The following is a 25,014-nucleotide window of genomic DNA, read 5'->3' on the forward strand; positions in this document are numbered from 1 at the left end:
GGTAGCGTCACCTTTCCATCGGGTTGTCGTCGTCGAGTGCGGCGCGCAGCCGCTTGCGGGCCCGGTGCAGCCGGGACCCGACGGTGCCCGCCGGGATGCCGAGCGCACTTGCCACTTCGTCGTGCGCCAGCTGGCCCCAGACCACCAGCAGAAGGACGTCCCGGTCGCCCGCCGACAGGTCGGCCAGCGCGGCGACGAGCCGGTCGCGGGCGGCCTCCGCGGTCACGCGGGAGTCGGCGCCGTCGAGGTCCACGTTGTACGCCGGCTCGGCGGCCGCCCGAGCATGGGCGCGGTAGCCGCGCTCCTCCGCGCGCCGATGCTCGCGGATCAGGTTCGTCGCGATCCCGTACAGCCAGGCGCGGACCGTCCCCCGCCGGGGGTCGAACTTGTCCCGCTGCCGGAACGCGACGAGGAACGTCTCGGCCGCCACGTCATCGCCTCCCGGGCCACCGAGCCGTCGCGCGGCGTATCCGTGCAACGCCGCGAAGTAACGGTCGAACAGCTCGGCGAAGCACTCCGGGTCGGCGCGTGAGCGCGCCAGCAACTCGGCTTCGTCCACCTGGACCGCCACATGCGCACCCATCCGGCTCCCTTCGTCGCTCACGTCCTTACGACTGATTGGCCGCACCGCCAGTTGATCTTCACGCGGTGCGTGATTCCCGGCGACCCGGCGGCACGTTGAGTACCATCGCGGTGTGGCCCGTGATCATCTTCAACCGGCCGTGGACCAGCTCACCGACTACATAGACGCTTGGCGACGCCACGACGTAGCCGGCATATTGGAGACGCTGGCCGACGAGTGCGTGATCATCGAGTGTTACGGACCGGTCTACCGAGGCAAGCGGCGCGTCGAACAATGGATGCGTGCCTGGTTCGACGCGGGCGGTGTGGTGCGCGATTGGCAGATCACCACCCAAGCGGCCGCCGGTGACGTCCTGATCGCCGAGTGGATATTCTCCTGCACCTGGCAAGGTGAGGCCACGACCATCGAGGGAGCCTCGATCGCCAGGCTCGCTGGTGCGCGGATCGCTTATCTCCGCGAGTATGCGACCACCGCACCGCTCTACGACTGGACCGGCACCTGGCGAAAGTAACAACGCAGGACACCTCATACTGAGATCGCGCTACTCCCAGCGCGTCCGCTGGCAGCGCCCGCCTTCAGTCGTCAAGTCGACCGTCACTGTCCGCCGATCTTTTTCGGCCGCTACGCTGGCCGGTACTTCGATCCATTTGTCCGTCGCGAGGTCCGCATGCCTGAGGCACCGACGTCTCGGTTCGTGTTGCGTCTTTCCGCCGCGGAGGACGCGCCGGACGCCACGGAAGTCATCGAGGCGATCGCCCTGGATCTGCGGACCGAGTTGGCCGACGCCGGCGCGCTGCGGCTGGAGCAGGTGCCGTTGGGTGGGGCGCCGGAGGGCACCCGTGGGCTAGCGGAGATCGTCGCGGTCTGCTCGTTCGTCATCACCGCGGTGCAGGCCGGCGAGTCTATGGGCCGGGTGGTCGCGGCGGTCCGGCGAGTCGTGGACCGGTACACCCGCCGCAGGCAACGGGTGCGGGTCACGATCGCCGGTGTCGACATCGACCTGGCCACCGCTGACGACGAGGCCACCGCACGGCTCGTCCGGGCGCTGCTCGCGTTGCCGGCCCAACCGCCCGTGGGAGTACGCGAAGCGCTCGTCATCGCCAACGCCCACTACGACGATCCCGGTCTGGCCCAGCTGCGGTCACCCAGCCACGACGCCGACGCGCTCGCCCGCGTCCTGGGCGATCCCACCATCGGTGGGTTCAACGTGGAGCTGATGACGGACGCGGACGAGCGCAGTATCCGGCGGCGCATCGCCGCGTTCTTCGCCAACCGCGACCGCGACGACCTGTTGCTGCTGCACTTCTCCTGTCACGGCGTCAAGGACACCCGTGGGCGGCTGCACCTGGCGGCCCGAGATACCGACCTGTCCGTGCTCGGCGCCACCAGCGTGCCGGCCAGCTTCGTGCACGAGGCCTTGGACGAGACCCAGTCCCGGCGCGTGGTGCTGATCCTGGACTGCTGCTACAGCGGCGCGTTCACCCGCGGTGCCACGGTGCGCTCCGGCAACGACGTCCATATCGCCGACGAGTTCGGCGCCGGCAGCGGTCGCGTCGTGCTCACCGCGTCCAGCGCCACCGAGTACGCGTTCGAGGGCGGGGATCTGACCCAGGCGCAGGCCCAACCGTCCGTGTTCACCGCCGCGCTGGTCGACGGCCTGCAAAGCGGTGCGGCCGATTTGGACGCCGACGGTGAGATCAGCATCGACGAGCTGTACGACTACACGTACCGTACGGTCCGCGACCGCACGCCCGGCCAGGCGCCGATGAAGTGGAGCTTCGGTGTGGAGGGCAGCCTGGTCGTGGCGCGCAGCGTCCGCGCGCCCGCGTTGCCACAGTCCATCGTGGACGATCTGGCCAGCGAGCGGGTGGTCCTGCGGCTCGAGGCGGTCCGCGCGCTGGCGCAGCTGTCGACTTCCGACAAGCCTGCGCTAGCCGACCTGGCGACAGTCACGCTGGCTCGCCTGAGCGACACCGATGACAGCGCCCAGGTACGCCGCGCCGCCAGCACCGCCCTCGCCGGCGACACCAAGACGCCGGCGGCCGACGACGAGCCTGGCACTGACAGCGTGCGGCGCCAGCCCACGGCGCCGGAAGCTGACCAGGCTCCGCCGCGGCCCGCCCCAGCCCCAGCTTCTGCTCCGCCGCCCGCCGCCGTCGGCGAACCAGACGGCGGGACAGCGCCGGCCGCGACGGCAGCCACGGCACGGTCGGCCTCCGGTCACCCGGCAGTGCGGGAGGCGGGCGGCCTCCTTTTGGCCGCCAGCCTGCTCGTCACGATCAGCGTCCTGCTGTACGCGATCGCCGTCTACGGGATCGCCGAGGTGCCCCTCAGCGATGACTGGTACCACAACCTGGTCTGGGTCGTTCAGGTCGCCGGAGCCGGCCTGTTACTCGCGACTCGACAGTCCCGCTGGGCCTGGTTTCTGCTCGGGGTGCTGGCCTGGGCGTGGGTCGACCTGGCACCGACCCTGCACAGCAGCGTCCAGAGCCATTTCCAGGACGCCTGGGGATTCATGGTCACGGCCGACCTCGTCGCCATCGCCGCGCAGGCATGCCTGGTCGTCGCGATAACCCGCGACCGCACAAACCGGTTTCGCCCCGACGCGATCAGGGCGGCTACCGCGGTGCTGCTGGCCGCACTCGCGCTCACCACAACCCTGCTGCTCGTTCCATTGCTCTACGAGTCATGGCACCTGAACACCGGCGAAGGGACCACGCTACGTGCCTTCGCCGGCATCGCCTGCGCCGTCGTGATTCCGGCCGTCGTGATCGCCGGGCGCGGCGCGGTCTTCCTGCCGCTCGGATGGCTTCTGGGCGGCGCTGAGCTCACCCTCACCGGATCGGTCAACCTCTTCCGGGACGGCACCTCCGACCGCAACTACACGATCCTCACCGTGGTGTGGATCCTGCTGGTCCTCACCACCGCCGCAGCCATCGCGGCCAGCTCCTTGCTTCGGTCGCGGCCGACGAACCAACCCGCCGAACGAACCGTCAACCCCCGCCGCTAGCCGGTGCCGGCCGAGAGTGACTTGATGGCGAGACGCTCGTGTGCGGTGCTCGCCATCGGTTGTTTCACCTCGACCATGATGTCGTACTCGCCGATCATCGACAGTGTGGTGACGGCTTGGTAGGTGCCTTTGCGGTTGCCCAGTTCGGCCATCACGATGGGCCCTTTTCGATGGGACATCGGCATCTCCACCATGTCGGTGTAGGCGACGACCTGTCCCATGCTGATGGGGTCGTAGGAAACCGGTGCGGTGACCTGCGCGTCGATCTGTACTCGCAGGTTGCCGAGGTGGCGAGCGGTGATGGCGATCGCGGCCTTGGCCTGCTGTTGATGCCCGGCGTCGCTGTTGGCGGTGGTCGCCGCCGCGGTCGTCGACGCCGGTGGGGACGTCTGGGGGCGGGTGAGTACGAAGGCGACGACGGCCAGGACCAGCGCCAGGCTCATGCCGACGCTCAGGCCCAGGACGAAGCCTTGCCGGTATCGGCTGTCGTGCGGGTGGGGCCGGCCGCGCCGGGTGGCGCGGCCGGATCCGGTTGTGCGGCCGGTGGTGCCGCGCATCTCGTCCGGCAGGGTCAGCCTGCCGCGTCGGCTCACCACCGCCTCCTTCGCCCCTGCCGCCACCATGCCGCCGGTGCCGCGACCCAGGCGAGGGCGGGACGGTGGTCCTGGGTGGTGGCGGCTCCGGTCGCCGTGTTCGGTGGGTGATCGGGCAGGGCTGCCAGGCCGGGCCGTGCGCTGGCGTGGACCCGGAAGATGCCCCACTGCCCACCGGTGAGGTGCCGGGCGAGGGTGTTGGAGCGGTAGAGGTAGTCGCCGGCGACGCCGCGGCGGCCGCCCGCACCGCCGGTGACGGCCGGGTCGAGGACGATGTTGTAGGAGACGCCGGGGTTGAACTGGCCTTGCGACGCGGCGATCTGTGACTGAGGGTCGTTGGGTGACCGGCGCCAGGTGTGTCCGTTCAGCCCGAAGCTTGTGGACCTGGCGTCACCGACCGCCTGCCCCACCCGGAAGACGGTGCGGTCTCCGGCGTACGCCTCGAACAGCGGCGTGGCCGGATCACCGTGTACGGCGGAGCTGAAGATGTTGGTGATGTTCTGGTCCGCGGCGTACCGGTGCGACCATGGCTCGTTGCGGTAGTTGATCGAAAACTCGCCCTGGTCCTCGGGGTCGTCGGCCTCTCGGCTCGGGGTGAGCTTCAGGTCGAAGTTGTCCGGGACCGGCTGGTCGTCGGCGGGGTTGCCGTTGGTGTCCTTGCGGAACAGCGACAGGTCGCTGTTCATGAGCACTATGTTTTCCCGGAAGTCGGGGCCGTTCGGGTCCACGATGATGGCCTGGGTGGTGCTGGTGCGGGTCTGCCCGGTGGCCGGGTCCACCAAGGGCTGGCCGGTCTTCGGGTCGAGATAGGTCGAGCCGGCGGGTTCGATGACGAGCGCACCGTACAGGCCGTGATGCTGATGGTTGGGTACGTCGCCGAAGTCGGTCAGCATCGCCAGGCCGGGTGCGGTGGGTCGGGCGTACCAGCGGTAGGTGATCTGCTCGCCCGGACCCACGGTGGAGTCGAAGTTGGTGCCGATCGAGCTGCCCGCGGATGGGCTGTGGTAGTCGACCAGCTGTGGTCGCAGGGAGACTCGCGCGCCTACCTCCAGCGGCTTGAACCCGGGCACGTTGACCTCGTTGCGTGGAGGCTGGTCCAGGCACGCCGGATAGGTCAGCACGCCGGCCTTGTAGCCCAGTTGGCCCGGCTCGATGGCTTCGAAGCAGTGTGGTTTGAGCTTGGCCGGGTCGAGCCGGTTGGTGAGCGTCACCTCGATGCAGTCGCCGGCGTTGACCCGCATCGTGAGCGGCTCGGGCTGTTTCGTGCCGGCCTCGACGGCGGCTCGTTCGTTGTCGAGGACGAACATCCGCCCGTTCGGGTCGTGGTCGCCCGCGGCGTTGTACACGATGTCTTTGTGGATGGCCGAGACGGCGAACCGGCGGACCGGGACGGTTATCGTGCCGCCGCTGTTGACCGGGCAGGGCTGGCCGGGATCGAGTGCCGCGGCGGCGCGGTCGCTCCGCTTCTTGACGCCCGGGGCGGCCGGTGCGCTGCCGCATTCAGGGGGATAGTTGTCCGGCAGCCACGGCAGGTATCCCGGATAGTTCAGGCGTTCCCAGCACGACTCCACCTGGAACACACCCCACGCGCCGAGGAAGAGGTCGTCGCTGGCACCGTAGGACCACAGGTACTGGAAGCCGCTCTCGATGCCGGGGATATCGGCGCGGACTTCGAAGTACTCCAGCATGCCGATGTGTTGGGCTTGCACGATATTCGACTCGGGGTCGCGGGGCTCGGACTTCCATGGGAAGCGGTCGAGGTTGAACCCGTGCGACTCTTCCTGCGACAGCTGGAATAGTCGGAACTTCGTCTTGTCGCCGTCGTAGGCGCGTAGTTTGGGTGTGCCGGCGCCGTTGAGTTTCCAGTGGTCGAACAGGTTGGACGGGTCGTCCTGGGCGGTCGACGCGTACTTGGTCCGGGTTGCCTCGAACGGTTGCAGGCCGTAGTTCACCCCCATGACGCCTTGGTCGTCGGTGCTGGACGGAAACTTGGCCGGGAAGATCGGCACGCCGAATGGGGTGACCAGGGCGTCGTCGTTCGGATCGTTCGGGTCGGCCGGGCGGAACATCGGCACGTGGTCCTCGATGAACAGCCCATAGCTCTGGTAGTCCTCGCCGTTGGTCTGCCGGCCCAGATAGTCGGTGGTCGGCTGGCACTTGACGGCCGCCAACGCGCCGACCGAAGCATGGCCCCTGCTGTGGTCTTCGAACGTGCAGCCGGCCGGGTGGATGGTCGAACCCCCGAAGAGCCCGTTGTCCTGGTGCACGTTGGGGAAGAAGTGGTCGTGGAAGGAGTTGGTGGACGTGTCGTCGTGTACGAAGTTGCGGTAGGTGAATGTCTGGCCGAAGTCGGCGCCCTGGTCGTAGTTCCAGCCGTTGGCCGCGCCGTCGCTGGACAGCACATCGAACTGCACCATGTGCTGGTGGATACCGACCTCGTTGGTGATTTGCGCGCGGTCGAAGACGGTGCCGCCGAACTGTTCCGGTAGCTTGTTCGTCAGTTTGTACACCACACAGTCGCCCACGTTCAGCAACGGCGAGAACGGTTCGGGGCGCATCACCCCGTTGCGCAAGAAGGACTCGTCCGCGGCGAGCGCGTAGACGCGCGCGTGCGGGTTCTTCCAGTTGAGGTGCGGGCTGTACGTCGAACTGATCTCGATCGCCACGACGTCGAACGTCTTCACCGGCCGCCCCGCGGGACACGGATCCTGGAAGAACCCGCCGGCGACCTGGGCCCGCGGGTCGGCCGCTGCCTTCTCGAGCGCGGTCGGCGGAAACACACCGGTCGGCGAACGGTCGGACACCGACAGCGGCGGTTTCGGCGCCTTGAACCCGAACTTGCCCGGCACGAACAGCGGGAACCCGGGCGCGGCCGCGGTGGGTTCCGGCGGGTCCTGCCGGCCCGTGACCGTCGGGTCGTAGTCGAAGTCCTCCAGCGGCACCAGCGCCGGCACCGGGGTGCCGTCCGGATTTGTCCGGGTGCCCCGCTCGCGCTTGTCCAGCGTCCGGTTCAGGCCCCACATGCCGGTCGCGAAATGCGGGTACAGGTGGCAGTGGAAGATGATGTCGCCGAACGTCGCGCGCTTGTCCAGATGTGCGGAGCCGGCGCCGCCTTCGGCCATCAGCGCGTAGTGCGAGCTGGGCGAGACGGCCTGCACGTCCAGAACGTTGGTCGTGCTCGTGTGATGGTCGGGCCGCGAGACGGCGGCGAGGCCACCCTCGTCCTTGGGGTCGAACGGCCACCGGTTGACGTGCCAGTGGAAGGTGTGGGTCTCGAACTCGGCGGGATGCAGCAACCGGATCTGCATCGGCTCGCCCCGGTAGTTGGCGAACACGAGGTCGCCGCCGCCCGGGTCGCCGTACGCCCACGATGACAGGCTGGTCTCCTCACCGACGCACCGGTTCGCCTTGAAGCCCTGCGCCGCCTGGGTCGCCGCCGGGCAACCGACCTCCTCCCGGTTGAACCCGGGCTCGGACCGGTAGTTGAACGCGAACCATTCCAACTTCACCGGGACCTCGCCCTGCACGAGCGCGTCCGCGTCACCGCCACCGAGCGCGGGCAGGGTGCCAGCGGTGAGCTTGGCCAACTGGGCGGCTGTCGGGGTGACGCATTCGTTTCCGCCGGCGTCGTCGCCCGACCGGCAGAACCGCGTGAGGATTCCCGGCTCGGCCTCCACCTCGTCATGCATGAACAGCACGTGCTCGCGAAAGTCCGGGGCGTTCGGCTGCTTGACGACCGCCCGGGTGCCGGATGGCAGTGCTCCGCCGGTGCGCGGATCGACCCAGGTCGCGCCGGCCGGCTCCACGACAATCGCGCCGAACGCGCCGAACGAGTGCGAGCCGATGAACCGCACCTTGCCGTTGGCGTCCACCGGGCGCGTCTGCTGCGACGAGAAGTCCGCACCGTCCTTGAACTGGAACTCGCCTTCCACCCCCGCGTACAGCCGGTACGTGATCGTCTGGCCGGGCCTCGCGGTCGAATCCGGGTTGTTGCCCACCACCATGCCGTCCGAGCCGGTGACGTCGTAGTCGAGCCCGTCGAAATGCATCGACGCGTTCGGCGCGGTGGCCGGATCGAAGTCGTTGTCCGGCTGCGTCGCCGCGGGCGCGAACTCCCGCGGGTTGGGCGTCGCCGTGCCGCGGGCGCGCAATGTCTCGCCCGGCAGGGTGAAGATCGACGCGTCGCGGTTGAACGAAGGCGCCGGCTCGTTGAGCCGGTTGGTAAACCGCACCTCGACGCAGTCACCCAAATTGGCTCGTACCGTCAACGGCTCGATCAGATCTTTCTCGGCCGCCTTCGCCGGGTTGGCCGCGCCCGCGAAGCCCGCCCGGACCGCAGCGATGTTTTCGTCCAGCACGTACATCCGACCCTCCGGCACCACGTCGCCGAAACGGTTCAGGAAGATCGGTATGTTGATCAGTGACACGTTGAAAACTCGCGGCGTCTGCCCCTGTGCGCACGGATTACCGGGCGAGGTCGCCACCGGCGGCACCGCCAGCTGCGCGGCGGTGGCCTGACCCACCATCCACAACGCGCCTCCGACCAGGGCCAACCACAACCCAGCACCCACACCGAGTGCGATCCTGGTCAAGGACGACCTGTGCCGGCCGGCCTTGAACAGCAAAACCGAAAAGATGGCCAGAACGATCAACAACGGCGTGAGATCCACCAAATGCGCGGCCACGCGGTCCTCCCCCATGAGGTGTCAGGGGACCGCGGCACGAAGCCACGCACAAACTCCCGTCGTACTCGCGCGCAGTAGTCCCCCGTTGGCGCACAGTATCGATGGAGCGAATGCTGTCACTGCGCCATCGATGCTGTCAACAGATCGGCTTCGATGCTTCGCTAATCCGCAACCGCCTACACCAAGGCGAGCCGTGAACCGTTCGGCCGCTTCGACGCGATGAGAGGGTGTGAGGGATACGGCTGGCACGCCGAGCGACGTCGAGTTGCTCGCCGCCATCGCTCGTGGCGACCGGGACGCCTTCGAGGCGCTCTACCGGCGCTATGCGGCGTGGCTGGTGATCCGCCTGCGGTATCGCTGTGCCGACCACAGCCTCGTCGACGACGTGGTGCAGGAGGCGTTCCTGGCGGTGTGGCGAGGCACCGCGCGGTTCCGCGGCGAGCCGGGTGCTGACGTCGCAGGCTGGCTGTGGCGGATCGGTTCGCGCCGCCTGATCGACGCGCTGCGCGGCCATGGCGCCCGCGACCGGCTGCTGGGGATGTTGGCCCGGCGGCGGCCGGTCGAGGAGCCATCGGCGGAGGAGCGTGTGCTGCTCGGCGTCGAGCACGGCGACCTGGCCGGCGCGCTCGCCCGCCTGTCACCGGAGCTGCGCGCGGTGATGCAGGCGACCGTCATCGACGGCCTCACGACCGCCGAGGCCGCGGTGCTGCTTGGCATACCGGCCGGCACGGTCAAAACCAGGGCGATGCGCGCCCGCCGCCAGCTGCGCGAGGAGCTGGCGTGAGCGAGCGGGAAGGAGGGGGCGTGGACACCGAGTGGCACCTGCCCGACGACGACATCCGCCGATACGTGGCGCAGGCGCTCGCACCGCCGGCGCTGTGGTCGGCCGACGCACACCTGGCCGCCTGCGCGCGGTGCCGCGCGCGGCTCTCGGGCGCGGTCGAGCCAGAGCTGGTGGGGGCGGGCTGGCGGCGGCTGGAGGTCGAGCTCGACGCGCCGCGCCCCGGACCGATCGAGCGCCTGTTGGTCAGGGCCGGGGTGCCCGACCACACCGCCCGCCTCCTGGCCGCGACCCCCTCGCTGCGGCTGTCCTGGCTGGCGGCGGTCACCTCGACCCTGGTGCTGTCCGCGCTGATGGGCAGCCTTGCCGACCCGATCGCCTTCCTGACCATGGCGCCGCTGCTGCCGGTGGCCGGTGTGGCGCTCTCGTTCGGGCCGCGGGTCGACCCGACATACGAGGTCGCGTTGGTGGCACCGATGCACACGTTCCGGCTGCTGTTGCTGCGGTGTGCGGCGGTGCTGTCGGTGACGACGGCGCTCAGCCTGGCGGTGACGCTGGCCGTGCCCGATCTGGGGCTGGTGGCGATCGGCTGGTTCCTGCCGTCGCTGGCCCTGACCGTGACCTGCCTGGCGCTGACGCCGCGGTTCGGCCCGGTGACCGCCGCGGTCGCGGTCGGCCTGGGCTGGCTGGCGCTGGTCGGCGCCACAGCCGCGGCGGGCTCGGGCGGATCGCCGGTGTTCGTTCCCGCCGGCCAGGTCGTCCTGGCGTTGGCCACCGTCATGGTGGCCGCGTTCCTCGCCCGGCACCGCCGGGCGTTCGAGACATCAAGGAGGTTCAGGTGACCGTCACGGCGACCGCTCCGGCCGTCCGGGCGTCCGACCTGTCCATGCGATACGGGCGGACCGTCGCCCTCGCCGGTGTGACGTTTTCGCTCACCGACGGGGTGACCGCACTGCTCGGGCCCAACGGCGCGGGCAAGACGACGCTGCTGCGGATCGTGGCCACGGCGCTGATCCCGGACAGCGGCGAGCTGACCGTGCTCGGCGCCGACCCGCGCACCGGCGCCGGCCGGCTGTCGGTCCGCCGCCGGATGGGCTACCTGCCGCAGGATCCGGGCTTCCATCCGGGGTTCACCGCGTTCGAGTTCGTCGACTACGTGGCGATCCTCAAGGAGCTGACCGACCGGCGGGGCCGGCACGAGGAGGTGAGCCGCGTGCTGGCGGCGGTCGGCTTGCAGGGCCAGCGGGGCAAGCGGATCCGGGCGCTGTCCGGTGGCATGCGCCAACGGGTGGCGCTGGCCGCCGCGCTGGTCGGCGACCCGGAGCTGCTGATCCTCGACGAGCCGACCGTGGGCCTCGACCCGGAGCAGCGGCTGCGCTTCCGCGAGATGATCGCCGAGCTGGGCGAGGGCCGCACGGTGCTGCTCTCCACCCACCAGACCGAAGAGGCGATGGCACTGTGCCAGCGCGTGATCGTCCTCGACCACGGCGAGGTGCGGTTCGCCGGTCCACCGGCCGACCTCGCCGCGCTGGCCGCCGGCCGGGTCTGGACCGGCGGCACCCGCGAGCCGCGCGCGCTGGCCTCGTGGCGCACCGGCAGCGGGCTATACCGGCACGTCGGCGACCCGCCGCCCGGCGCCGACCTGGTCGACCCCACGGTCGAAGACGGCTACCTGATGCTCGTCGACGTCGCGTCCGGCAAGGAGGCGGCGTGAGCACGGCGGCGCAGGCGCCACCGCGCGTGGCGGACATCGCGGTCGTGCCGGGCGAACAGCGGCGGGCGATGCTCGCCCTGGCCCGGGTCGAGGCGGTGCGGCTGCTCCGCCACCCGGCGGTGATCTTGGGCGTGTTGCTCTTCATGGTCCCCTGGGCGGTCGGCAAGCTGATAGGCGGCGACCGCTACCCGATCCTCCAGGACGCCGACTCCGCACCGCAGTTCGTCGCGATGCTGCTGCTCGGCGGCGGCGCGCTGGTCGGCGCCAGCTTCGCGGCGCTGCGGGCCCAGCGGCACCACACGGCACCGCTGTACGAGGTGCTCGTCCTGCCCGACCCGTGGCGCACCGGCGCGTTCCTGCTCTCCGTGGTGCCACTGGCGGTGGTCGCCGCGGCGCTAGCTGGCGTGCGCATCGGCTTTCTCGCCGCGCTGCCCGGCGCCGCCGGCCGCCCCAATCCGTGGGAGCTCGCCCTCTACCCGGCGCTCGTGCTGCTGCTCGGCGCCGCCGGTGTGCTGCTGGCACGCACCATCCGGTCGCACATCCTGCCGGTCCTGATGCTGCCCGCGCTGGCCGTGGCGAGCTTCGCATCGATCCTGCCTTCCGTCCCGGGCGCGCGCCACGTGCGGTGGCTGCTGCCCGTGGCCATGGAGCCGGAGCCGCCGCGCCTGCCAGTCGACCTGCTGACCCGCCCCGCCGGCCGCCACCTGGCATACGTGGTGGGCCTGATCGTCCTGGCCGCCGCGGCCGCGCTGCTGGTCAGCGGGGCGCGCGGCCGCCGCCTCACCGCGGTCGCCGTGGCCGGCCTGTCGGTCGCCGCGTTGGCCGGGACGGCACAGCTGATCCCACCCGACAAGGCGGCGCGGGCGGCCTTCACCGCCGCCGTCGAGCGCCCCGCGGAGCGCCAGGTGTGCCGGCGGGTCGACCAGATCACATACTGCGCGTTCGCCGACTTCACCCCGTGGATCGACGCGTGGGACGAAGTAGTCCGCGGCGTCCTGAGGTGGGTGCCGGAAGACGTCGCCCGGGAGCCGTTCACGGTGCGCCAGCGGGTCGTGGAGCGGGACTCGTTCGCCAGCTCGTCAGTGGGAAACCCCTCCGCGCAGGCGGATGTCTGGCGCCGGGGCGACGCCGCGGCCGGCACTCCGCGCACCGTCGCGGTCGGCACCGCCTGGGGCGACGGCCGGTCCGAGATCGCGTTCGCCGGCATGGTGGCCTATGAGATGGTCACCCATGCGGGCACCGGTGCGGCGGGCGTCCTCTGTGGAGCGCGCGCGGTGGTGATGGCCTGGCTCGCCGCGCAGTCCATGCCCGGCGCGGTCGACGACCTCCGCGCGATAGACCAAAGCAGCGGGGGAGCCGTAGGCTTCGACGACCCGGTGAGCGGCTTGCTCGGGGCCAGCGTGCCCGACCGTGAGATGGCGGTGGCCTGGGCCCTGCTGCGCCGCCCGGCCGAGCAGGTTGCCCCACTGATCGTGTCGTCGTGGGCCCGCCTGACCGCCACAGACGCTCCGACCGAGCGGGTAGGCGAGCTCTTCGGCGTGCCGGTGCCCGCCGAGCTGCCGGAAGGCGAGCGGATGGTGTGCTCGGCATGAAGGCTCGCACGGTGCCCGCGCTGCTTGTGCCGACCGCGCGGGCGATGCCGTGGGCGCTGTTCCTCGCCGCGGCGGGGCTGGGCCTGGTGATCGTCGCCGGGCCCGCCGTGTCCACCGTTTCGCTGCGCGACGAGGACCTGCTCGGGCTGCTGCGCGTGGCGGCCGCCTGCGGCGCGGTGGGCATCGCGTTCCTGCTCGACGACCCGGCGGCGCGCAGCATCGCGACCGTGCCGACCCCACGCCTGCTGCGCCACCTGCTCCGCGCCGCCCTGGCCGCCGCCGTGGCCGGGGCCTGGTGGGCCGCCCTTCTCGGCGCCACCGTCGCGGGCGCCGAAGACGGCGCCGCGGCCACGCTGCGACTGGGCGGCGTCACCATCGAGGCGGCGGCCCTCGCCGCGACGGCACTGGCCCTGGCCGCCGCGCGGCTCCGTATGGGCGATGGCGCCGCGGGCCTGCTGGCCGGCCCCGGGGTGCTGGTGCTGGCCACCGCCGCGGTCCTGCTCCCGGCCCGCTGGGCGTTGTACGTGCCGCCCGGCGACGACCGCTGGGCCGCCGCCCACGGCCGCTGGGCATTACTGCTGGCCGCGGCGCTGATCGCGCTGCTGTGGGCGGGCCGCGATCCAGTCCACCGCCGCGGGCATTAGACGACGCTCCGCCTGTGTGGTCCGTACCGGCGCTAGCTTGCGACGTATGGCGGCGCCGTGCTGCGGCGGCGTATCAGGGTGGGAACGATCTTGGCGGGGATCTGGCCCGTGCCGGTGCGGTGATCGAGGAGGTGGAGTAGCGCGGTGACGCTTTGCCGGCCGACGTGGTCGTGGTCGGGGCGGATGGTGGTCAGTGGCGGGATGAGGTAGCCGGCTTCGGGGATGTCGTCGAAGCCGACGACGCTGATGTCGTCGGGGACGCGCACGCCGCTTTCGTGTAGTCCTCGGAGGAGTCCGAGGGCCATCTGGTCGTTGGCGGCGAAGATCGCGGTGACGTCGTCGCGGCGGGCGAGCTGGAGCCCGGCCTGAAATCCCGCTTCCGCGCTCCAGTCGCCGACGATCACGGGTGGCACGGTGCGCCCGGCGGCTTCGAGGGTGGCGCGCCAGCCCTCGACGCGATCCTGGGCGTCGAGCCGGTCACGCGGGCCGGCCACGTGCCAGACGGTCTGGTGGCCGAGCTCGAGCAGGTGCTCGACGGCGAGCCGGGCGCCGGTGCTCTGGTCGATCCGGACGGTCGGTATCTCGTCGTTGACGCCGACCTCGATCGCGACAACGGGCAGGTTGGACGGCAGGTTGTAGAGCGCGGTCGCCGCGGCGGCCTGCGGAGCGAAGACGATGATGACGCCCGCGACGGCTTGGCTTGCGAGCGTCTCGACGGCCTCGATGACACCGGCCCGATCGGCGGTTTCCGGAGTGATGATGTTGACGCCGTAGCCGGCGGCGCGGGCGGCGCGGCCGATGCCGAGGAGCGTGGCAGCCGGGCCGAACAGCACGGTGTCGAAGCTGACCACGCCGATCATGTGGGACCGGCGCCGGACCAGGCCGCGGGCCATCGCGTTGGGGCGGTAGTTGAGCTGGCGGACGGCTTCGAGGACGCGGTCGCGGGTCTCCGGGTGCACCCGGGGGTGGTCGTTGAGCACGCGCGAGACGGTCTGGTTGGAGACGCCGGCAAGCCGGGCGACATCGCCGATCACCGCCGTACGGGTGGTCCGTGCTGGAACCGTCACCTGAGTCCTCTCCCGCGCGAGTCGAGCCGTCTCCGAAGCATGTTAACGCTGCCATGCCCAGCTGTGCTGGCCCTACGCATTGATTTTTACCGACGGGTGTCGCTCTTGACAGCGCCGCGTGAGAACGATAACACTCGTCTAGGCAACCAACCTGAAACCTCGGCGTCACCACCGCGACGCGAGCGTCGGCCCACCACCTGGCGGGTCTGGCTAGCACCCATGTCTTCAAAGCACTGACCAACCAACCCACGCGCTCGAGCGGTCATGTTAACGCTCACACAGTGCGAAGGGCTTCGATAGAAGGGACGATCATGCGTCGACGACCGATGGCGAGGTGGGTGGCGCTCGCACTCGCGCTGGCGTTGCCACTAGGTGCCGCGTCCGCTTGCGGCGACGGCGAGCAGGAGCAGGCCGGCGGGCCGGTAACCGTGACGTTCTGGCACGGGTTCACCGCCGAGGACGGCAAGGTGCTCACCAAGCTGATCGACCGGTTCAACAGCTCGCAGTCCGGCGTGGTGGTCAAGCAGGAGGTGAATCCCTGGGACGTGATCGAGGACAAGCTGCTGCCGGCGCTCTCGGCCGGCAACGGACCCACGATCATCGCCCAGCCCAACGAACGCCTCGCCGGGCGGGTGAAGAAGGGCGCCTACGCCGACCTGAGCGACTACTACGCCGCGCCGGCCAACGAGACCGACAAGCTGCTCGCCCCGGCGGTCGACGGCGTGACCCTCGACGGCAAGAAGTACGGCGTGCCGATGGTCTTCGGGCCGATCTCCCTCTACTACAACAAGGCGCTCTTCGCGAAGGCCGGCATCACCGCACCGCCGGCGACCTGGGACGAGTGGGTCACGGCGGCGCAGAAGCTGACCGTCGACGCCAACAAGGACGGCACCCCGGAGCAGTACGGCATCGCGCTGCCGGACCACAGCAACCCGGGCATCTGGCCGTCGCTGTTCTGGGGCAACGGCGGTGACGTGGTCAAGGACGGCAAGGCGGTGCTGGACAGCCCGGAGAACGCGGAGACGCTCCGGTTCTGGGTCGACGCGATCCGCACCAAGAAGCTCTCCCCCGCCGGCTTGGACGGCATCAACGGCGACAAGCTCTTCCTCGGCGGCAAGGCGGCCATGTACATCGGCGGCGTGTGGATGGGTGGCCTGTCCAAGGCTTCGAAGATCGACTACGGCGTGGCGATGTTTCCCGCCGGCCCCAAGGAGCAGGTGACCGCCGCGGTCTCGCTGTCCATGTCGATCAGCGCAAAGGCCGGCGACCGCCAGGCCGAGGCGGCGCAGAAGTTCTTCACCTGGTTCAACGCGGCACAGCAGCAGACCGAGTGGTCGATCGGCTCCGGGTGGCCGCCGGACCGCACCGACGTGCCGGCCGCCAGCCTTGCCGCCAACCCCGACGTGACCGCGTTCTCCTCGTTCACCCCAAAGGCGCGGATCTACCTGCCGGGCGTCGTCAACTACGACAAGATCAGCACTGACGTGGTCGACGAGCTGACCCAGAAGGCGGTAGCCGGCCAGGGCACACCCGAGGCGCTGCTGGCCGAGTACCAGGACAAGCTCGTCGAACAGCTCGGCTAGGCGCGATGCCGGTGCCCGCGGACCGCGCGCCGCGGGCACCCGCACCCACGGGTGAGGGAGTCCCATGAGTACGTCCTCCGCGATCGCACCACCGCGGAAACACCGCAAGCCGTACCGCGCGCCGGCGCCCCTGGGAGGCCGGCGCCGCCCGCCAGGCGCCCGGCGAGGACGGGTGGCCGCCGCGTTCCTGCTGCCGGCGGTGACGATCCTCGTCGTATTCGTCGGCTGGCCGATCGTCTCGGTCGTGTGGCTGTCGTTCACCGACGCGTCCGGGCTGGGCCAGTCCTCCTGGGTCGGGCTGGACAACTACCGCGAGATCTTCGGCGACGACGACATCCGCACCGCGGTGGTGAACACCGTGGCGTACACGGTGATGTTCACCCCCGTCGTCGTGGGCCTGGCGCTGGGACTGGCGCTGCTGATGAACAGCCCCCGGCTGCCGTTGCGCTCCGCGCTGCGCACGGCGCTGTTCCTGCCGGTGGTCGTCTCGCTCGGCGTGGTCGCGATCGCCTGGTCGTACCTGCTGGACCCGAACATCGGACTGCTCGACCACTGGCTCGGCAAGGTGGGGCTGGATCTGGGCAACGTGCTGGAGGACCCGACGTGGGCGATGCCCGCCGTGGTGGCGGTGGCCGTCTGGAAGAACGTCGGCTTCTACATGGTGATCTTCCTGGCCGGCCTTCAGGGCATCCCGCGGCCGCTGTACGAGGCGGCCCGGGTCGACGGCGCCAACCGCTGGCAGAGCTTCCGGCGGGTGACCCTGCCACTGCTCTCCAACACCACCGCGTTCGTGCTGATCATCGCGGTCATCGCGGCGTTGCAGGCGTTCGACCAGATCTACGTGATGACGGCCGGCGGGCCCTACCGCAAGACCACGACGATCGTCATGCAGATCTACGAGAGCGGCTTCACCGACCTGCGGCTCGGCTTCGCGTCGGCGCTGTCGCTGCTGCTGCTCGTGGCCACGCTGGTCCTCAGTGGACTCCAGCTGCTCTTCTTCCGCCGTGGTGAAAAGGACCTCGCATCGTGACCGCCGTCCGCCGGGTGGCCACACTGGGCGCGCTGCTCGTCTGCGCCGCCGCCGTCCTGCTGCCGCTGATCTGGATCCTGACCACCTCGTTCAAGACGACCGCCGACATCAACGCGTATCCGCCGGCCCTGCTGCCGCGCGACTTCACCACCGGCAACTACTCCGGTATCGCCGACCAGCTCGCGTTCGGGCGGCTGCTGCTCAACACCGTCATCTTCGCCGGCGGGGTCACCGTGCTCGCGCTGGCCTTCGACTCGATGGCCGCGTACGCGCTGGCCCGCATCGACTTCCGCGGCCGGGAAGTGGTACTCGTCGCGATCCTGGCGACGCTGATGGTGCCGTTCCAGGCCACCCTCGTGCCGGTGTACCGGCTGGTCAACGAGCTCGGTCTGGTCAACACCTACCCCGGGATGATCCTGCCCCGCGCGGCCGACGCGTTCGGCATCTTCCTGCTGCGGCAGTTCTTCCTGTCCATCCCGCGCGACCTGGACAGCGCGGCGCGCGTCGACGGCGCGGGCGAGTTCCGGATCTTCCGGACCATCATCCTGCCCAACGCCAAGCCCGCCCTGCTGACCCTGGCGCTGTTCGTATTCATGAACAACTGGAACGACCTGCTCTGGCCGCTCGTCTTCACCACCGACCAGGACATGCGCACGCTGACCGCCGGCCTGGCGCTGCTGACCGGAAAGTTCGGCGTCGTCGACCACGGCCTGGTGATGGCCGGCTCGGTCATCTCGATGGCGCCGCTGATCGTCCTGTTCCTGCTGATCCAACGCCGGTTTATCGAGGGCATAGCCACCACCGGCATCAAGTGAAAGTCCGTTCGGGAAAGCATGAAGAGTAAGGAGCACCATGCCGGAAACCACCATCACCGAGACGACGATCTTCAGCGCGCCGGCCGGTGAGCGGGAGCCGAACTATCCGCGGCTGCTGCACACCGACCCGGACGGGCCGCACGCCGGAGCCCTGCTGCTGATCTTCGACTACGGGCTACCCGACCCGGCCGGGCTCCTGGCTTTCCCGGTGTACCGCAGCGACGACGGTGGAGTGACCTGGGCGCAGATTTCCCAGATCCGGGACACCGCGCTGGGTGTCGGGCACCGGTTCCAGCCCACCCTGTACGAGCTGCCCGCGGCGGTCGGCGGGTTCGCCGCCGGCACGATCCTCGCTGCCGGCAACGCCATCCCGGACGACATGTCCCGCACGCACCTTGTGCTGTACGCGAGCACCGACGGCGCCCGCACCTGGCAGTTCCTGTCGGTGATCGACTCGGGCGGGCCGGCCGTCTACGACCCGGGACCGGAGTCCACCACCAGCGCCGTGTGGGAGCCGGAGCTGGAGCTGATCGGCGGGCAACTGGTCTGCCTCTACTCCGACGAGCGGTACAAGGACCGCGGGATGCTCCAGGTCCTCGTCCACCGCACCTCCACCGACCTGCGCACCTGGAGCGAGCCGGTCCTCGACTTCGGCGTCCCGGACCGGCTTACCCGGCCCGGCATGCTGGTCACCACTCCGGCCCTGCCGGACGGCCGCGTCCTGGGCGTGCTCGAGCTGGTCGGCCCGCCCGGCGTGCCGGTCCACCTCGTGTCCTCACCGGACGGTCTGCGGTGGACCCCGGCTGACAACCTCGGGACCCTGCTGGAGTCCGTCGAAGGCACCCGCCTGTCCGGCACGCCGAACATCAGCTGGACCCGCCCGCCCGGCGCGGACCACGCCACCGTCCTGGTCACCGGCCGGATCGCCGTGGCCGCCGACGGCGCCATCCGGAACGTGGCACTGGTCAACCGCGCCAGCGGTCACGGTGACTGGCACGAGGTGCCCCTGCCGGTCGCCGCCACCGTCGCCCCGGACGACCCGAACGCCGGGTACAGCCAGACCCTGCTGCTGTCACCCGACGGCCGCACCCTCGTCCAGTCGACGAGCCGCCGCAACGCGGCCGGAAACCTCGACATCGTCGTCGGCACCGCGCCGGCGCCGGCGGCCTGAGGGTGGGGCCACGATGACGGTGAAGATCCTGATCGACTCCGAGCACCACCGCGGCGAGGTCGACCCGCGCCTGTTCGGGTCCTTTGTGGAGCACATGGGCCGGTGTGTCTACACCGGAATCTACGAACCCGACCACCCCAGCGCCGACCCGCACGGCTTCCGCGGCGACGTCGGCGCCCTGGTCCGCGAGCTCGGCACCACCCTGGTCCGCTACCCGGGCGGCAACTTCGTCTCCGGGTACCGGTGGGAGGACGGCATCGGGCCGCGCGCCGACCGGCCCCGCCGCCTGGACCTTGCCTGGCGCGGCATCGAGACCAACCAGGTCGGCACCGACGAGTTCCTCGGCTGGGCCGAACGCGCCGCGGTCACCCCGATGATGGCGGTCAACCTCGGCACCCGCGGCATCCAGGCGGCCGCCGACCTGGTCGAGTACTGCAACCTGCCGGGCGGCACGCACTGGTCGGACCTGCGCCACCGGCACGGCCGCGAAGAGCCGTACGGGGTGCCGCTGTGGTGCCTCGGCAACGAGATGGACGGGCCCTGGCAGACCGGGCACCTGACCGCCGAACGGTACGGCGAGCTCGCCGCACAGGCCGGCCGGGCCATGAAGCTCGTGGACCCGTCGATCGAGCTCGTCGCGTGCGGCAGCTCCAGCCACACCATGCCGACCTTCGGCTACTGGGAAACGGAGGTGCTCGAACGCGCCTGGGACGTCGTCGACCACATCTCCATGCACGCCTACTACGAGGAGCACGACGGCGACCGGCGCAGCTTCCTGGCCTCCGGCGTGGACATGGACCAGTTCATCCGCGGCGTTGCCGCCACTGTCGACGCGGTCGCCGCCCGCAAGCACAGCGGCAAGCGGATCGGCATCTCGTTCGACGAGTGGAACGTGTGGTACCAGAGCCGGTTCGAGGCCGCCGGCCTGCCCGACATCGACGTGGCCGGCCCGAGGATCGAAGACACCTACAGCGCCTTGGACGCCGTCGTCGTCGGCGACCTGCTGATCAGCCTGCTCAACCACGCCGACCGGGTCCGGATCGCCTGCCTGGCCCAGCTCGTGAACGTAATCGCTCCAATCAGGACAGACCCGGGTGGCGCCGCGTGGCGGCAGACCACCTTCCACCCCGTCGCCGCCGTCGCCGCCACCGCACGCGGCCACAGCCTGGTCACCCGGGTCACCGCGCCGGAGCTGTACACCCGCCGGTACGGCGACGTCCCGGCGGTCGCGGCCGCGGCCGTGGCGGACCCGGCGACCGGGCGGGTGACCGCCTACCTGACCAACCGCGGCGACGAGCCGGCCACTGTGGAGGTCCGGTACCGCGGGCCGGGAACGCTGAGCGCCGAGTCAGGCCGGGTGCTCGTCGCCGACCAGAAAGGTCCCCGCGACCGGGAGGCGGCCGCGGGATTCGGCTTCACCACGCTGCCGGTCAGCGCCGGCACCGATCCGCACACCGTGACCACGACCCTTCCCCCCGAGTCCTGGACGGTCCTGGCCGCCCGCTGAGGCTCTCGCACACGCAGCGGCTACGCCCATGCCTTGGCAAGAGCGGCCAGGTCGAGACCGCCGCCGCTGGCCGCGACCTCGTCCAGGCAGTCGGCCTCCCCACGGCCGGGCCTGTTGATGGCCAGCTGCCACCGTGGACCGCCGGCCGGACCAGCAGTCGCGACGTCTGTCCTCGGACAGATCGCCGCCGCGGCACTGGCCCGGTCGGTGCCGGCTCAACCGCCCGTGTCGTCGCCTGCCGCCGCGCCGGCACGCCCGGCGGCCTGCTACTGGTTGCCGACGCGATGCCCGAACGCTCCCGGCGAGCCGGACCGGACCGGCCGGACAGCCCCGAGCCGTGGCAACGGTGGTGGGGTGCTCTGGCACCAGGCCGCCGCCGGGACCGTTCAACCGGATCCTATCCCTGACATCGGGGCGGATAGGGTCCGTTGCATGCGCAGCTCAGCTTGGCCATGGCTGAGGATCATGGCCTTTGCTCTGGTCATCGTCGGCTTGGCCATGGTCTTCATCAACGCCGAGGCCCTTTCGAACGGCGACGCCGTCGAGTGCGACGGTAGCCCGATGAGACCTGATCAGTTGTGCGTGAGCTTTGCCGGTGGCGAAACCAACAGCTACGACGAGGAGAAGAGGAACGAAGCCCGGGGAGAACTCGCTGGCTACGTCGGAGTGGGCCTCGGCGCCCTCGGCATCGTCCTCTTCATCAGCAATGCGATCGCCACGCGACGAGGAAACCGGTGACGGGGGTCAGGGTGTCGGTGAGCCAGCCGATGGCGGCGTGGGGTGGGCGTCCGGGTCGAAGGCGGACTCGTTGGTCGGACCGGTGCGGGCGAATCCATGGGAGTTCTGGTAGTGCTGGTCAGCCGTCGGCCTTGCGCTGGCCGTTTCCGGCGGCGGCGCAGTGAGCACACGTGCCGAAGATCTCCAGTGTGTGGTTGACGTCGGTGAAGCCGTAATCGGTGGCGACCTTGTCCGCCCAGCGCTCGACCGCCGGCCCGCTCACCTCGACGGTCGTTCCGCAATGCCGGCAGACCAGATGGTGGTGGTGGGTGCGGCTGCACCGCCGAAACAGCTGCTCCCCACCACCGGTGCGGGTCGTGTCGACCTCACCGGCGTCGACGAGCAACTGAAGGGTGCGGTAGATGGTCGTGAGCCCCACCTTGACTCCCCGCTGCCGCAACGTCTGATGCAGGTCCTGCGCGGTACGGAAGCCCTCGGTCTCCTGCAACAGCGCGAGCACCTCGGCCCGCTGGCGGGTGTTTCGGGTCGCGTTGGGGATGGTCTGGTTCACCGACCAATTATGCATCCACTCGCATATGCGCTGCTTGCCCCCGCAGCTCGCCGCTCGGCGGGCGGCCCCTACCGAGCTTGGAACAGGTTCAGGTGGTAGCCGCGTACTTGCCGGCGGAACAGCGCCCCCATCACCACCGCGAGGGCCCGGAAGCGCAGCGGCATGCGGGCGCGCAGCTCCGGCTGGGGTTCGGCGAAGGTCCGCGAGTCCAGCAGCCGCACACCGAGCCGCTCCACCTCGGCCGGGTCCTCGCAAATCCAGGTCATCCGCGCGCCCATGTCGCGCATCACGTCGTTGCGGTTCACCGAGTCGGCCATCACCTGACCGCCGGTGTCCAGCGCCAGCAGGGCTTCGGGGAAGTTGGCGGCGATGAGCGTGATCGCTTGTTCCACCTGGTCGGGTGTGAAGTAGAGCAGCACCGCCTCGGCCACGAACAGGTACGGCCCGGGGCTGGCTCGCACGATGTCCACCCACGCCGGCTCCAACACGGAGCCGGCGATCATGCGTCGCCGGTCGGTGTCGGCGAAGAACCGGCGGCGCAGCTCGATCACGTCCGGCAGATCCAGGTCGAACCAGTGCACACTGCCGTTGTCCAGTCGCTCGAACCGGGTGTTCAGCCCGGTGCCGATCTCCACCACCGTGCCGCCCGGGTGCTCGGCCAGGAACCGCTGCACCCACACGTCGAACATGGCGGTACGCAACACCGCGCCCCGCGCCCCGCCGGCGAACGCCTTCATCTGGGCGAAGTCGTAGTCGATGGACTCGACGATCTGCACCGCCCGGTCGTCGCGCAGCAGCGGCCGCCGTTTGCGGCTTTCCACCGACCGCCCGTACAGCGGGATCATCAACGTCTGCTGGACGGCACCCAACCGGACGTCGGCCCTGTCGTTGTCCGTCATGGTTCGCTCCCCTCGCCGGCCTTACACCTTGAAGAACTGTCCGCGGTGGAACGATCCCGGCCACCGGCCGCCGCCCGACGTGAACCCCTACGACCAACCGGGCGCGGCTCAGGTCGCGCCCAGCGCGGCGCAGTCGGCGCAGGTGCCGAAAAGTTCCAGGGTTTGGGCGACGTCGACGTATCCGTGCTGCCGCGCGATCCGCCGTGCCCAGGTCTCCACGCCGGGTCCAGGGATCTCCACGGTGCGGGCGCAGTGCCGGCAGACCAGGTGGTGGTGGCGGTCGGTGCCGCACCTCCGGTATAGGTGTTCGCCGCTGGGCAGCCGCACGACGTCGACCTCGCCAGCCTCGGCCAGGATTTGCAGCGTGCGGTACACCGTGGTGAGCCCAACCTGTTCGCCGCGCGCCCGCAGCATCTCGTGTAGGCGTTGGGCGCTGCGGAACTCGTCCGTCTCGTCCAGCAGAGCGGTGACCTGTAGCCGCTGCCGAGTGTGCCGTCCCAACCCGGACAACTCCTCGGTCATCACAGCCCCCTCGCCACCATCGGCCAGCCATCACAGCCTATCGGAAACGGTTGTCATTCTAGTCTGTACTGAGGGCTTCGCCCACCTTGCGCGGACGGGCCCCCGCCTCGAACGGGAGGTCGGCGGGGGCCCGGTGGAGCGGAAGTCCTCAGCTGTTGAGGACCTGGAAGGTGAACTGCTTGGAGCCGGAGCTGATGCTGCCGCCGCCGACGAGGGTGCCGGTGACGTTGAAGGTGACGGTGTAGGTGCCGGCGGCGTCGAAGCCGAAGTTGGCGTGGGCGTGCGCGAGCCGGGCGACGTCGAGGGTGTCGGGTAGGCCGTTGCCGCTGTCGAACAGCACTGTCGGGGTGCCGCCCGCGGCGGTGTAGATGCTGAAGCCGGCCGGGCCGCTGACCGCGGTGAGGTTGAAGGTGACCTTGTCACCGACGAAGACGCCGGCGGGGACCTCGGTGGTGTTCCAGCCCGGCCAGAGCAGGCCCGAGGTCTGGTTCTGCGGCAGGATCCAGGCGGTGCCACCGGTGCCCAGGAACGACCACGCCGGCGTGTTCGGCACGCCGGTGGTCTTCGCCGCGACCGGCACCTGGAAGACCACGTCGGCGGGGTTGCGCTCGACATCGGTCGATCCGGTGCCGTCGAGGACCCGCAGCACGAGCGCGCCGCTGGCGTAGTCGACGTCGAGGACGTCCACGTGACCACTGGTGAGCGTGATCGGCACGGCCTGCGCCGGCGCCGCGGTCAACGTGCCGGCCAGGACGGCGGCGGCCAACGCGACCGGCGCGAGCAGTTTGGTTCTGATGCGCATGGCGCTCTCCTAGCTGAGGACCTGGAAGTGGTAAAGGCCGGCGTCGGCCACGGTTTGGCCGGTGGCGGCGAGCTTGCCGCTGGCGGCGACGACGACCCAGTAGTGGCCGGGCGCGTCGAACGCCCAGTTGGCGTGCATGTGGTCCCCGGCGGGCAGGGTGACCGTGTCGGGCAGCCCGTCGCCGCTGTCGACCAACACGCTGTCGGGCAGGCCGAAGGCGTTCTCGGTGTAGACGGCCACCTCGCCCGGGCCGGCGACGAACGCGAACGTCACCTTCACCGAGTCGCCCTGGAACACGCCGGGCTCGATCTCCTCGGTGCCGAAGCCGGGCCAGATCAGCTCCGGGTTCTCCACCTGCGGCAGGATCCACACCGGGTCTCCGGCGGCGCCGAGGAAGCCGTACGCCGGGTCGGCCGGGACGGTGGTCTCGGCCTGCGGCAGCACCTGGAACGTGACCTCGTGGGGCTCGCGCTCGACGCCGGGGTCGACGCTCTCGTCGTGGATGTGCAGGTTGAGCTCGCCGTCCTCGTAGGCCACGCCGACCACGTCGACGTGCCCCTGGCTGATCACGACCTGTGAGCTCGCCTGGGCCGGCGTGCCGGTCGCGACGAGGGCACCGACCAGCGCCCCGGACGCGACCAACAGACGGAATGGGGTGCGCACGTAACTGACTCCTCCCCGACGGTCCCCAATGGACCGCACTAACGATAATGATAACCGTTAGCGAT

General features: G+C 70.3%; 22 protein-coding genes. 13 read left to right on the top strand and 9 right to left on the bottom strand.

Translation table 11 applies throughout. The annotated features are described in order from the left end of the window. Positions 1–7: 7 nt before the first annotated feature. Entirely contained in the window at positions 8–583 is a 576-nt protein-coding gene (locus ACTMTJ_RS07915) for an RNA polymerase sigma factor (RefSeq protein ID WP_441215472.1), read from the bottom strand. A 112-nt stretch (positions 584–695) separates the two neighbouring features. On the opposite strand from ACTMTJ_RS07915, the gene ACTMTJ_RS07920 reads away from it, so the two are divergent. Then, positions 696–1,094, top strand: coding sequence for a nuclear transport factor 2 family protein (locus ACTMTJ_RS07920; protein ID WP_441215473.1), 399 nt, complete (start codon positions 696–698; stop codon positions 1,092–1,094). A 183-nt stretch (positions 1,095–1,277) separates the two neighbouring features. Next, positions 1,278–3,593: a caspase, EACC1-associated type gene (locus tag ACTMTJ_RS07925; RefSeq protein ID WP_441215474.1), complete on the top strand. Its 2,316-nt coding sequence runs from the start codon at positions 1,278–1,280 to the stop codon at positions 3,591–3,593. On the opposite strand, the gene ACTMTJ_RS07930 is transcribed toward ACTMTJ_RS07925, so the two are convergent. Beyond that, positions 3,590–4,150 carry a hypothetical protein gene (locus ACTMTJ_RS07930; RefSeq protein WP_441215475.1) on the bottom strand — a complete coding sequence of 187 codons (561 nt, stop codon included), beginning with the start codon at positions 4,148–4,150 and terminating at the stop codon, positions 3,590–3,592. The genes ACTMTJ_RS07925 and ACTMTJ_RS07930 overlap by 4 nt on opposite strands. 32 nt (positions 4,151–4,182) lie before the next feature. Beyond that, positions 4,183–8,613, bottom strand: a complete 4,431-nt coding sequence (locus ACTMTJ_RS07935) for a hypothetical protein (protein ID WP_441215476.1) — start codon at positions 8,611–8,613, stop codon at positions 4,183–4,185. 487 nt (positions 8,614–9,100) lie between these two features. Between ACTMTJ_RS07935 and ACTMTJ_RS07940 the strand changes: the two genes are divergently transcribed. Genes ACTMTJ_RS07940 through ACTMTJ_RS07960 form a run of 5 tightly spaced genes read left to right on the top strand, consistent with a single transcriptional unit; the run spans position 9,101 to position 13,602 of the window. Further along, entirely contained in the window at positions 9,101–9,655 is a 555-nt protein-coding gene (locus ACTMTJ_RS07940; protein WP_441215477.1) for an RNA polymerase sigma factor, read from the top strand. A gap of 20 nt (positions 9,656–9,675) precedes the next feature. After that, the gene (locus ACTMTJ_RS07945; RefSeq protein WP_441215478.1) at positions 9,676–10,494 is read left to right on the top strand and encodes a hypothetical protein; all 819 of its coding nucleotides are present in this window, start codon (positions 9,676–9,678) and stop codon (positions 10,492–10,494) included. Then, a complete protein-coding gene (locus ACTMTJ_RS07950; RefSeq protein WP_441215479.1) occupies positions 10,491–11,366 on the top strand; it encodes an ABC transporter ATP-binding protein in 876 nt (291 codons plus the stop codon). Before ACTMTJ_RS07945 ends, ACTMTJ_RS07950 begins: the two co-directional genes overlap by 4 nt. Then, on the top strand, positions 11,363–12,958 hold the full coding sequence (locus ACTMTJ_RS07955) for a hypothetical protein (RefSeq protein ID WP_441215480.1): 1,596 nt from the start codon (positions 11,363–11,365) through the stop codon (positions 12,956–12,958). Before ACTMTJ_RS07950 ends, ACTMTJ_RS07955 begins: the two co-directional genes overlap by 4 nt. Further along, positions 12,955–13,602, top strand: a complete 648-nt coding sequence (locus ACTMTJ_RS07960) for a hypothetical protein (protein ID WP_441215481.1) — start codon at positions 12,955–12,957, stop codon at positions 13,600–13,602. Before ACTMTJ_RS07955 ends, ACTMTJ_RS07960 begins: the two co-directional genes overlap by 4 nt. A 32-nt stretch (positions 13,603–13,634) precedes the next feature. Here ACTMTJ_RS07960 and ACTMTJ_RS07965 read toward each other — a convergent pair whose 3' ends face one another. Next, the gene (locus ACTMTJ_RS07965) at positions 13,635–14,669 is read right to left on the bottom strand and encodes a LacI family DNA-binding transcriptional regulator (RefSeq protein ID WP_441215482.1); all 1,035 of its coding nucleotides are present in this window, start codon (positions 14,667–14,669) and stop codon (positions 13,635–13,637) included. Positions 14,670–14,980: 311 nt separating this feature from the next. On the opposite strand from ACTMTJ_RS07965, the gene ACTMTJ_RS07970 reads away from it, so the two are divergent. The 6 genes from ACTMTJ_RS07970 to ACTMTJ_RS07995 all read left to right on the top strand — a co-directional run bounded on the left by ACTMTJ_RS07970 (position 14,981) and on the right by ACTMTJ_RS07995 (position 21,513). After that, complete coding sequence (locus tag ACTMTJ_RS07970; protein ID WP_441215483.1) at positions 14,981–16,252, top strand: ABC transporter substrate-binding protein; 1,272 nt, start codon at positions 14,981–14,983, stop codon at positions 16,250–16,252. Positions 16,253–16,316: 64 nt separating this feature from the next. Next, complete coding sequence (locus tag ACTMTJ_RS07975; protein WP_441215484.1) at positions 16,317–17,282, top strand: carbohydrate ABC transporter permease; 966 nt, start codon at positions 16,317–16,319, stop codon at positions 17,280–17,282. Continuing rightward, positions 17,279–18,097 carry a carbohydrate ABC transporter permease gene (locus tag ACTMTJ_RS07980; protein ID WP_441215485.1) on the top strand — a complete coding sequence of 273 codons (819 nt, stop codon included), beginning with the start codon at positions 17,279–17,281 and terminating at the stop codon, positions 18,095–18,097. Before ACTMTJ_RS07975 ends, ACTMTJ_RS07980 begins: the two co-directional genes overlap by 4 nt. Positions 18,098–18,134: 37 nt before the next feature. Next, positions 18,135–19,268, top strand: a complete 1,134-nt coding sequence (locus ACTMTJ_RS07985; RefSeq protein ID WP_441215486.1) for a sialidase family protein — start codon at positions 18,135–18,137, stop codon at positions 19,266–19,268. Positions 19,269–19,281: 13 nt separating this feature from the next. After that, positions 19,282–20,775, top strand: coding sequence for an arabinosylfuranosidase ArfA (arfA, locus tag ACTMTJ_RS07990; protein WP_441215487.1), 1,494 nt, complete (start codon positions 19,282–19,284; stop codon positions 20,773–20,775). Positions 20,776–21,207: 432 nt separating this feature from the next. Beyond that, positions 21,208–21,513, top strand: coding sequence for a hypothetical protein (locus ACTMTJ_RS07995; RefSeq protein WP_441215488.1), 306 nt, complete (start codon positions 21,208–21,210; stop codon positions 21,511–21,513). Positions 21,514–21,631: 118 nt separating this feature from the next. Here ACTMTJ_RS07995 and ACTMTJ_RS08000 read toward each other — a convergent pair whose 3' ends face one another. The 5 genes from ACTMTJ_RS08000 to ACTMTJ_RS08020 all read right to left on the bottom strand — a co-directional run bounded on the left by ACTMTJ_RS08000 (position 21,632) and on the right by ACTMTJ_RS08020 (position 24,949). Continuing rightward, complete coding sequence (locus ACTMTJ_RS08000) at positions 21,632–22,078, bottom strand: Fur family transcriptional regulator (RefSeq protein ID WP_441215489.1); 447 nt, start codon at positions 22,076–22,078, stop codon at positions 21,632–21,634. 53 nt (positions 22,079–22,131) lie between these two features. Continuing rightward, positions 22,132–22,962, bottom strand: coding sequence for a class I SAM-dependent methyltransferase (locus ACTMTJ_RS08005; RefSeq protein ID WP_441215490.1), 831 nt, complete (start codon positions 22,960–22,962; stop codon positions 22,132–22,134). Positions 22,963–23,070: 108 nt separating this feature from the next. Beyond that, a complete protein-coding gene (locus ACTMTJ_RS08010) occupies positions 23,071–23,484 on the bottom strand; it encodes a Fur family transcriptional regulator (RefSeq protein ID WP_441215491.1) in 414 nt (137 codons plus the stop codon). Positions 23,485–23,632: 148 nt separating this feature from the next. Next, positions 23,633–24,286, bottom strand: a complete 654-nt coding sequence (locus ACTMTJ_RS08015; RefSeq protein ID WP_441215492.1) for a choice-of-anchor M domain-containing protein — start codon at positions 24,284–24,286, stop codon at positions 23,633–23,635. Between the two features lie 9 nt (positions 24,287–24,295). Then, on the bottom strand, positions 24,296–24,949 hold the full coding sequence (locus ACTMTJ_RS08020; protein ID WP_441215493.1) for a choice-of-anchor M domain-containing protein: 654 nt from the start codon (positions 24,947–24,949) through the stop codon (positions 24,296–24,298). Positions 24,950–25,014 lie beyond the last annotated feature (65 nt).

This window comes from Phytohabitans sp. LJ34 (genome assembly GCF_052068095.1).
GTDB lineage: Bacteria > Actinomycetota > Actinomycetes > Mycobacteriales > Micromonosporaceae > Phytohabitans.